The sequence below is a fragment of the Amycolatopsis sp. genome, from assembly GCF_036008905.1.
Classification (GTDB): Bacteria; Actinomycetota; Actinomycetes; order Mycobacteriales; family Pseudonocardiaceae; genus Amycolatopsis.
In genome coordinates, this window is record NZ_DASYMU010000043.1 from 1 (window position 1) to 9,626 (window position 9,626).

At 69.0% G+C, this 9,626-nt stretch carries 1 protein-coding gene; it reads right to left on the reverse strand.

The window, feature by feature from the left end; genetic code table 11:
* Positions 1-9,626, reverse strand: a 9,626-nt coding sequence (locus tag VGP60_RS08500) for a non-ribosomal peptide synthetase (RefSeq protein ID WP_327547344.1), incomplete at both ends; no start/stop codon positions are given.

Genomic DNA, 9,626 nt, shown 5'->3' on the forward strand with positions numbered 1-9,626 from the left:
GTGATCAGCTTCGGCAGGTCGAGCGACGCGGGTGTCAGGAACAGGCCAGCCTGCTGGTACCCGGAGATCGGGCCGCCCAGCTCGCGCATCGCGTGCATGACCGGGGTCAGCGCCACCGTGCCGGTGCCGGCATCGGCCACCACCTCGGTGGAGATCTGCGCGGCGACCTCGCCGAGCCCGGCGACCGTGCGGTGCTGGAACACCTGCCGCGGCGAGATCCGAAGGCCCGCGGCCCGGGCCCGGCCGACAAGCTGCATGGCGACGACGCTGTCCCCGCCGAGGGCGAAGAAGTCGTCGTCGATACCGAGCACCGGGAGGTCGAGCACCTCGGAGAACACCGCGGACAACGTCTTCTCCAGATCGGTCCGCGGCTCACGGCCCGTGGACAACTCGGTGAAGTCCGGGTCGGGCAGTGCCTTGCGGTCGAGTTTTCCGTTGGACAGCACCGGAAATTCGACCAGCGAAACGAACGCCGCCGGGACCATGTACTCCGGCAGCAGACCCCCGACATGGTCGCGCAGCTCAGCCGAGCCGACGCCGTTCGTGACCACGTAGGCCACGAGCTGACGGCCGTCCCGGACGACGACCAGTGCCTGCGAGACGGCTGAATGACGTTCGAGCGCGGCTTCGATCTCGGCCGGTTCGATGCGGAACCCGCGGATCTTGACCTGGTGGTCCGCACGGCCGCCGAAGTCCAACCTGCCGTCGGCCGTCCACTTCGCGAGGTCACCGGTGCGGTACATGCGGCCGCCGATGTCAAAGGGGTCCGCCACGAACCTTTCGGCGGTCAACGCGGCCTGCCCGAGGTACCCACGAGCCAATCCCCGACCGGCCAGGTATAACTCGCCTCGTACTCCGGCGGGAACAGGATTGAGACCGCCGTCGAGCACGTACGCCCGGGTGTTGGCGACCGGACGGCCGACGAGAGGCCTTGCGCTGTCCCCGATCCGCGCCACTAGAGCATCCACTGTGGACTCGGTCGGGCCGTAGAGGTTGAATGCCTCGGTGCCCTTCAGGCTGCCGAGCCGCTCCCACAACGTGGTGGGCACGGCCTCGCCGCCGACGCCGACGACCGCGAGCGGGCAGCTGTCGCCGTCGATCAGGCCGACGTCGGCCATCTGCGCGAAGTAGGACGGCGTGACCTCGATGAAGTCGAAGCCCGCGCGCCGCACCTCGGCCGCGAGCAGCTCGGGGTCGCGGCGGATCTCCTCGGGCACCACGTGCACGGCGTGCCCGTCGAGCAGCCACAGCTGCGGCTGCCAGGACGCGTCGAACGCGAACGACCACGCGTGCCCGACCCGTAGCTGATCCCGGCCGGTCGACGCGACCGCCGGGCGGTACAGCGTCTCGCGGTGGCTGTGGAACAGGTTCACCACACTCCGGTGCGCCACCACCACGCCCTTGGGGCGCCCCGTGGAACCGGACGTATAGATCACGTAGGCCGGGTTCTGCGGTGACAACGGCCGCAGCCGGTCGGCGTCGGTGAGGTTTTCCCCTTCGTGGCGGCCATATCCGCACTCGTCGAGCACCACGAGCCGCGTTTCCGGCAGCGTCTCGGCAAGTGAACGGACGGTCAGCACCAGCGAAGGCCGCGCGTCGTCGAGCATCGCGGTGACCCGCTCGGCCGGATAGTCCGGGTCCAGCGGCAGGTACGCCGCGCCCGCCTTGTGCACGGCGAGAATCGACAACATGACGTCGGCGGACCGCGGCAGCATCAGCGCGACCAGGTCCTCCGGCCCGACCCCTTCGGCGACCAGGAGTCTGGCGAGCCGGTTGGCGCCGTCGTTGAGCTCGGCGAACGTCCACTCGACCTCGCCGGAGACCACCGCGATCGCGTCCGGGGTCTTCGCGGCCTGTGCCTCGAACAATCCCGGCACGGTCGACGGCTCGACGGCCAGCGCCGTGTCGTTCCAGCCCCGGACGATCAGCTCACGCTCATCCGGGTCGAGCACGTCAAGACTGCCCACCGGCTGTGAAGGATCGGCGACAACCTGCTCCAGCACGCGCAGGAGCCGCTCGCCGAACCGCTCCACAGTGGACCGGTCGAACAGGTCGGAGCTGTACTCCAGCGACACCGTGATGCCGCCGCCTTGCTCCTCCACGAAGTCGAACGACAGGTCGAACTTCGACGTCCCGACCTCGACCGGCTCACGCTCGGCGCTCAGGCCCGGAAGGGAAAGCCCGTCTTCAGCGGCGGCGGCCAGATAGACCACCATGACCTGGAACAGCGGATGCCGCGCCAGTGACCGAGCCGGGTTCAGCGCCTCGACCAGCCGGTCGAAGGGGACGTCCTGGTTGCTGAACGCCGCCAGGTCGGTTTCGCGCACCCGGCCCAGCAGCTCGGTGAACGCCGGGTTCCCGGACAGGTCGGTCCGCAGCACCAGCGAATTCAGGAAGTAGCCGACCAGATCCTCGAGCGACTCCTCGGTGCGCCCGGAAATCGGCGCCCCCAGCGGGATGTCCGTACCGGCGCCGAGCCGGTGCAGCAAGGTCGCCACACCCGCCTGGACAAGCATGAACATGCTGACGTCGTGGACCCGCGCGAGTTCACGCAGACCGGTTTCCAGAGAAGTATCGAGCGTGCACAGAACCTGGCCACCGCGGTAGCTGGCTTCCTGCGGCCGTGGACGATCGACGGGAAGCGCGATTTCCTCGGGCAGGTCCGCGAGGGTCTCCCGCCAGAAGTCCAGCTGGCGCTTCGCGACGGCACCCGGATCTCGGGGCGTGCCGAGCAAAGTCCGCTGCCACAACGCGAAGTCGGCGTACTGCACCGGCAGCGGAGTCCACTGTGGATCCGCGCCCGCGACCAGTGCGGTGTAGGCGTTCGCGAAATCGGCGAAGAACGGCAGCTCGGACCATTCGTCACTCGCGATGTGGTGGAACAGGAACACCACGAGGTGCTCGCCGGGCGCGACCTCCGCGAAGGTGACCCGCAGTGGCGGTTCGCGGTCGAGCTCGAAGCAGTAGTCGGCGGTGGCGGCGATTTCGTCCGGCCGGACGGCCAAAACCTCCACGTTCGCCCGCTCCGGGGCCAGGATCCGCTGGCTCATTACGCCGTCACGATCGGGGAAGACCGTGCGCAGCGTTTCGTGCCTGCCGACGACGTCGTGCACCGCGGCCCGCAACGCGTCGAGGTCGAGCTGTCCGGTCAGGCGCCACGCGATGGGGATGTTGTACGTCGAGCTGGCACCTTCAAGGCTGTAAAGGAACCGCAGGCTCTGCTGCGCGGCCGAGAGCGGCAGGATCTCCGGGCGGCCGGCCGGCACGAGCGCGGGACGGCTTTCCTCGGCGTCGGACAGCACCGCGGCCAGTTTCGCGACCGTCGGCGCGTCAAACACCGCGCGCAGCGACACCTCGACACCGAACGTCGAGCGGATCCGCCCGGCCAGTCGCATCACCAGCAGCGAATGCCCACCCAGGGCGAAGAAGTCGTCGTCGACACCGACGCGGTCGACCCCGAGCACGGTGGCGAAGAGTTCGCACAGCGCCGTTTCGCGCGGGGTGTTCGGCTGACGTCCGGAGCCCGCGGTGAACTCGGGGGCTGGGAGCGCCTTGCGGTCGAGCTTCCCGTTGGGTGTCAACGGGATCTCGCGTACTTCGACGAACGCCGACGGCACCATGAACTCCGGCAGCGCCGCCTCGGCCAAGCCGCGGACGTCGTCAGCGGCGAAGCTTCCGGTGGGCACCACATAGGCGACCAGCCGGTCTTCACGGGCGATGACCCGGACGTGCGCCACTGAGGAATGTCCGGAAAGGACGGTCTCGATCTCGCCGAGTTCGATCCGGAATCCGCGTAGTTTCACCTGCTCGTCGACCCGGCCGAGGTACTCCACCGTGCCGTCCGCGCGCCACCGCGCGAGGTCACCCGTGCGGTACAAGCGGCTGCCTTCGCCGAACGGGTTCGCCACGAAACGCTCGGCGGTCAGCCCGGCACGGCCGAGGTAGCCCCGGGCCAGCTGGACGCCGGCGAGGTACAACTCCCCCGCCACGCCCGGGGCGACCGGCCGCAGCCGCGCGTCCAGGACGTGGACCTGCGTGTTCCACACCGGACGCCCGATGGCCACCGGTCCATCGACCACGGCCCACGAGGTCACGTCGACAGAAGCCTCGGTCGGGCCGTACAGGTTGTGGAGGCCGGCGTCGAGTGTCGCCCGGAACCGGGCGGCGAGGTCCTCCGGCAGCGCCTCACCACTGCACAGCACCCGGCGCAAACCGGTGCAGCGAGCGGATTCGGGCTCCTCCAAGAACAACCGCAGCATCGAGGGGACGAAGTGGACGGTCGTGATCCGCTGCTCCTGGATGAGCTCGGCCAGGTAGCGCGGTTCGCGGTGCCCGTCCGGCTTGGCCACGACAAGGGTCGCGCCGGTGATCAGCGGCCAGAAGAACTCCCACACCGACACGTCGAAGCTCGACGGAGTCTTCTGCAGCACCCGATCCGTGCTCTCCAACCGGTACTCGTCCTGTGTCCACAGGAGACGATTGACGATCCCCGAATGCGGGACCACCACGCCCTTCGGCTTACCGGTCGAACCGGACGTGTAGATCACGTACGCGGGGTTCTCCGGAGAGAGCTCGCGAACCGGGTTCGAGTCGTCGTAGCCGTCGAGCCGGTCGAACAGGCCGAGGTCGTCGAGCACGCACACCGGTGCCGCGTCTTCGAGCATGAACGCCAGCCGGTCGGCCGGATAGCCGGTGTCCAGCGGCAGGTACGCGGCACCGGCCTTGTGGACGGCGTACAGCGCGACAACCAGTTCCAGCGATCGCGGCAAAGCCACCGCGACCACCGATTCCGGACCGGCACCCTGCTCGACCAGCCACCGCGACAGGCGGTTCGCCCGTGCGTTGAGTTCGCCGTAGGTCAGCTCGGTGTTCTCGAAGACCAGCGCCACGGCATCGGGCGTCCGCGCGACCTGAGCCTCGAACTGGTCAGGCAAGGTGGTCGCGGTGATCTCGCGGCCGGTGTCGTTCCACTTCGTCCCGACGAGTTCGAGTTCGTCACCGGTCAGGACGTCGAACTCCGCGATCGGCCGGGCCGGGTTCGCGACGGCCAGTCCCAGCACCGAAACGAGCCTGTCCAGCAGCCGCGTGGCGGTTCCCCGCTCGGCCAGGTCCTCGGCGTACTCCAGGAGCAGCGTGACCGATCCGTCCGCGGTCTCGTCGACCACGGTGAAGTGCAGGTCGAACTTCGCCGACTCGGGTGGCAGCTCCCGCCATTCGGTCGGCAGGCCCAGCACGTCCGGGTCACCGCCGGGGCGGAAGTGATAGCCGACCATGACCTGGAACAGCGGGTTGCGCCCGGCGATCCGGGCCGGGTTCAGCGCCTCGACGACCCGCTCGAACGGCAGGTCCTGGTTGCCGAACGCGGCGAGGTCGGTCTCCCGGAAACGGGCCAGCAGCTCGGCGAACGTGGGTTCGCCGGAGACGTCCGAGCGCAGGACCAGCGTGTTGACGAAGAAGCCGACAAGGTCGTTCAGCGCGTCGTCGCCACGCCCGGCGACCGGGGCGCCGAGCGGGATGTCGTCGCCCGCGCCCATGCGGTGCAGCAGCGTCGCGACCGCGGTGTGGAGCAGCATGAACAAACTCGTACCTGAGCTAGTCGACAGACCACGCAGGCCGTGGGCGATCGGCGCGGGCAGTTCGACCCGCACCTTGGCGCCACGACCGGTCGGCGACACCGGACGCGGCCGGTCGAGCGGCAGTGTCAGTTCCTCGGGGAGCCCACCCAGGGTTTCGGTCCAGAACGCGAGCTGGGCCGGGGCCAGCCGGTCGAGCAGGGATCGTTGCCACAGCGTGTAGTCCGCGTACTGCACGGCCAGCGGTGCCCACTCGGGAGCCGCGTTGGCCACCCGCGCCCGGTACGCGGTGGCGAGGTCGGCGAAGAACGGCCGGTCGGACCATTCGTCGGTGGTGATGTGGTGCAGCACGAGTGCGACGACGTGGTCCTGCTCCCCGATTCGCAGCACATCCACGCGCAACGGGATCTCGGCGCGGAGGTCGAACGCGCGGTTCGCCAGCGCGGCCACTCGCTCGTCCACTTCGGACTCTTCACAGTCGCCGATCTCGAACGCGGGCTCGACAGCGTCGAGGATGAGCTGGAACGGCTCGCCTTCGTGGTCCCCGAAAACGGTCCGCAGGGATTCGTGCCGGGCGACGACGTCGCCGAACGAGGCGCGCAGGGCGTCCACGTCCAGCTCACCGCGCAGTCGGAACACGAGCGGGAAGTTGTACGCTTCCCCGACCTCGCCCAGCTCTTCGAGCAGGAGCAACCGTTGCTGCGCGGCGGAAAGCGGGAGGCGTTCCGGTCGCTCGACAGCGGTGACCGCCGGCCTGGCGGGTTCCCCACCGGTGGCGCGTTCGGCGAGTTCCGCCGGGGTCGGCGCCTCGAACAGGTCGCGGATGGCCAGCTCGGCACCGAGTTCGGTGCGGGCGCGGCTGATGAGCCGGGTCGCGAGCAGGGAATGCCCGCCGAGGTCGAAGAAGTTGTCCTCGACACCGACGCGTTCCAGGCCGAGCACCTCGGCGAACAACGCGCACAGGGTTTCTTCCTGTGGCGACTCCGCATCGCGGCTCTCGGCGAGGCTGACCGCGGGATCGGCGTCGGGCAGCGCCTTGACGTTGAGCTTTCCGTTGTCCGTCAACGGCAAACTGCCGAGCGTGACGAACGCGGCCGGGATCATGTAGTCCGGCAGTTGCTCTTTGAGTTCCTCACGCAGCCGCTGGACGAGCGCGCTGCTCCCCCGCGCCGCCGTCGGGTTGTTGGCGAAGTGCGCCAGGTTCGTGCTCGCCGAAGCCGGAACGTACAGCGCTGCCGTCCGGCCCTGGTCCCGGACGAACACCGCGTCGAAGGTTCCATCCACAGTGGACGACCAGGTTGTATGGACCTGGTAACCCAGGTCCGCACCCAAGTCGTGCAACGCTTCCGGCTCGACGCCGTCCCCGGCGGACCGGAACCGTGCCAGGACGTCGACGAGTGTGCCGCCGCTGTCCAGCAGGCGCATCGCCTCGAACTCGGCGCCGATCCGGGCGTCCGGGATCCGGGTGACCCGCAAGCTGTCCCCGCTCAGTTGGGCGCGGACCTCGTCGAGGTCGCCGCCCCACGGGAGCCTCGGAGCCTGTGCCAACGGGACGATGTCGGTGGGCTCGCGGTAGATCACGGCGTCATACCGGTAGCGGCTCAGCTCGTTGTGCAGCCGCGCGCGTTTGGTCTTGACCTCGACGCCGATACCCGGGATCGTCCGCTGCAGCGCGGCGAAGTAGTCCGGGTCGATGAGGAGTTCCTTCTCCAGCGCGACCCCGCGTTCGATCGCGCGGCGCAGGTGGCCGGGATCGGACGACTCGTCGGAGCGGGTGAGCTGGATCGCCGTGTGGAACGAGCGCACGAGCCGCAGATTCCGGATGTCGCCGACGAACAGCGCACCGCCGGGCGCGAGCAGTTCCAGCGCGGTCGTGATGACGTCGGTGAGATAGTCGATGCTCGGGAAGTACTGGATCACCGAGTTGATGACAATGGTGTCGAAGTGCCCGCGCGGCAGGCCGTCCGAGACGTGGGCGGCCTGCGCGCGGAGGTTCACCTTGGCGGCGAGTTCCGGGTCCCGGCTCAGGTCGGCCTTGAGCTTGCCGATGACCGGCGCGGCCAGGTCGGTGCCCCAGTACTCCTCGGCGATCGGGGCGAGCTGCGAGAGCAGCAGCCCGGTGCCGACACCGATCTCCAGCATCCGCTTCGGGTTGAGCTCGGTGATGCGCGCGACGGTCGCCGCCCGCCATTCCCGCATATGCGGCAACGGGATCGGGTCGCCGTCGTAGCTGGAGTCCCAGCCGGCGAAGTCCTCTTGGAACATCGCCGTCGGGATCTCGGTGTACTCGTCGGAGTAGATCTGCTCCCACTCGCCGACCTGCTCGGCTTCGACCTGGTCGCGCGCCTCGCCGGTGAGTTCGGCGGGCACGACGTACCCGATGAGCCGCTGCGTCCCCGGCGCGGACGGGTCCGGACGCGCGATCACAGCCGCCTGCGCCACATGCGGATGCCGCACGAGCACGGACTCGATCTCCCCGAGCTCGACGCGGTAGCCACGGATCTTGACCTGGTCGTCGGTCCGTCCGAGGAAGTCCAAGTTCCCGTCGGCACGGCGCCGAACGAGGTCACCCGTGCGGTACATGCGGCCGCCGGGCTCGCCAAAGGGATCGGCGACAAACCGTTCCGAGGTAAGGCTTCGGCGGTCGAGGTATCCCCGCGCGAGGCCGGTGCCGCTGATGTACAGCTCACCGGGAACGCCGTCGGGCACGGGCCGCAGCCAAGCGTCCAAAATGTACGCGCGGGTGTTCCAGATCGGCTTGCCGACGGTCGGGGTGTCGCTGTCGGTCGTGCCGCCGCCGAGGGTGTTGATGGTGTACTCGGTCGGGCCGTAAAGGTTGTAGCCGTAGGTGCCTTCGGTGTCCCGCAAGCGGTTCCACACCGATTCGGACACTGCCTCACCGCCGAGCAGCACGAGCGCCGGGCGGTGCCCTTCGAGCAGGCCCTCCTCGATCAGCAGGTGCGCGTAGGTCGGCGTCACGTTGATGACGTCGATCTCGTGGGCGTTGCAGTACGCGACCAGCGCTTCGGCGTCGCGGCGCAGTTCTTCGTCGCACACATGGACTTCGTGGCCCTCGATGAGCCAGAGCAGCTCTTCCCACGACATGTCGAAGGCGAACGACACCGTGTGCGCGATGCGCAGGCGGCGGCCCCCGGCGGAATCGATCGCCGGGGCGAAGATGGCTTCCTGGTGGTTGAGCTGCATGTTCGTCAGGCCGCGGTACGGCGTGACGACGCCCTTGGGCTTGCCGGTGGACCCGGAGGTGTAGATGACGTACGCCGGGTGTTCCATCCGATCGGCGTTGCCGCGCGCGAACGACGGGCGCTCGTCGTCGTGGATTTCCGCGCCGGACAGGCTCTCCAGCTCCGCCACGACCTCGTCGGTGTCGATCAGCGCGCGCGGGGTCTCGTCCGGGATGCGGGCGGCGACCTCACTCGTCGACACCAGCACCAGCGGGCGGGCGTCGTCGAGCATCATGGCCAGGCGTTCGACCGGGTAGTCGAGCTCCAGCGGCAAGTACGCGGCGCCGGTCCGCAGCACGGCGAACAGCGCGACGACCATGTCGATCGACCTCGGCAGCCCGAGTGCGACGATCCGTTCCGGTGCCGCACCACGGGACAGCAGCAGGCGGGCCATGCGGTTGATCCGGTCGTCGAGCTCGGCGTAGGTCACCGACTGCTCACCGAAGACGAGCGCGATCGCGTCGGGGGTCCGCGCGGCCTGCCCGGCGAGCAGGTCCGCGACGGTGTCGTTCGGTACCGGATGGACGGTCGAGTCCCAGTCCCGGACGAGTTCGGTGCGTTCGGCCGGTGACGTCGTGCCGAGCGCGCCGACGGTGGCCGAGAAATCACCGATCAGCGTTTCGACCAAGGCGGTGAACCTGGTCAGCAGCGCTTCGGCGGCGGAGTCTTCGATGACGTCGTCGCGATAGGACAGCGTGACGCGCATCCGTTCGCCAGGGGTCACGACAAGGGTCAGCGGATAGTGCGTGGCGTCGAAGTTCGCGAGTTCGGAGATGCCGTACTTGCGCCGCAGCACCGCCGAACGCTCTTC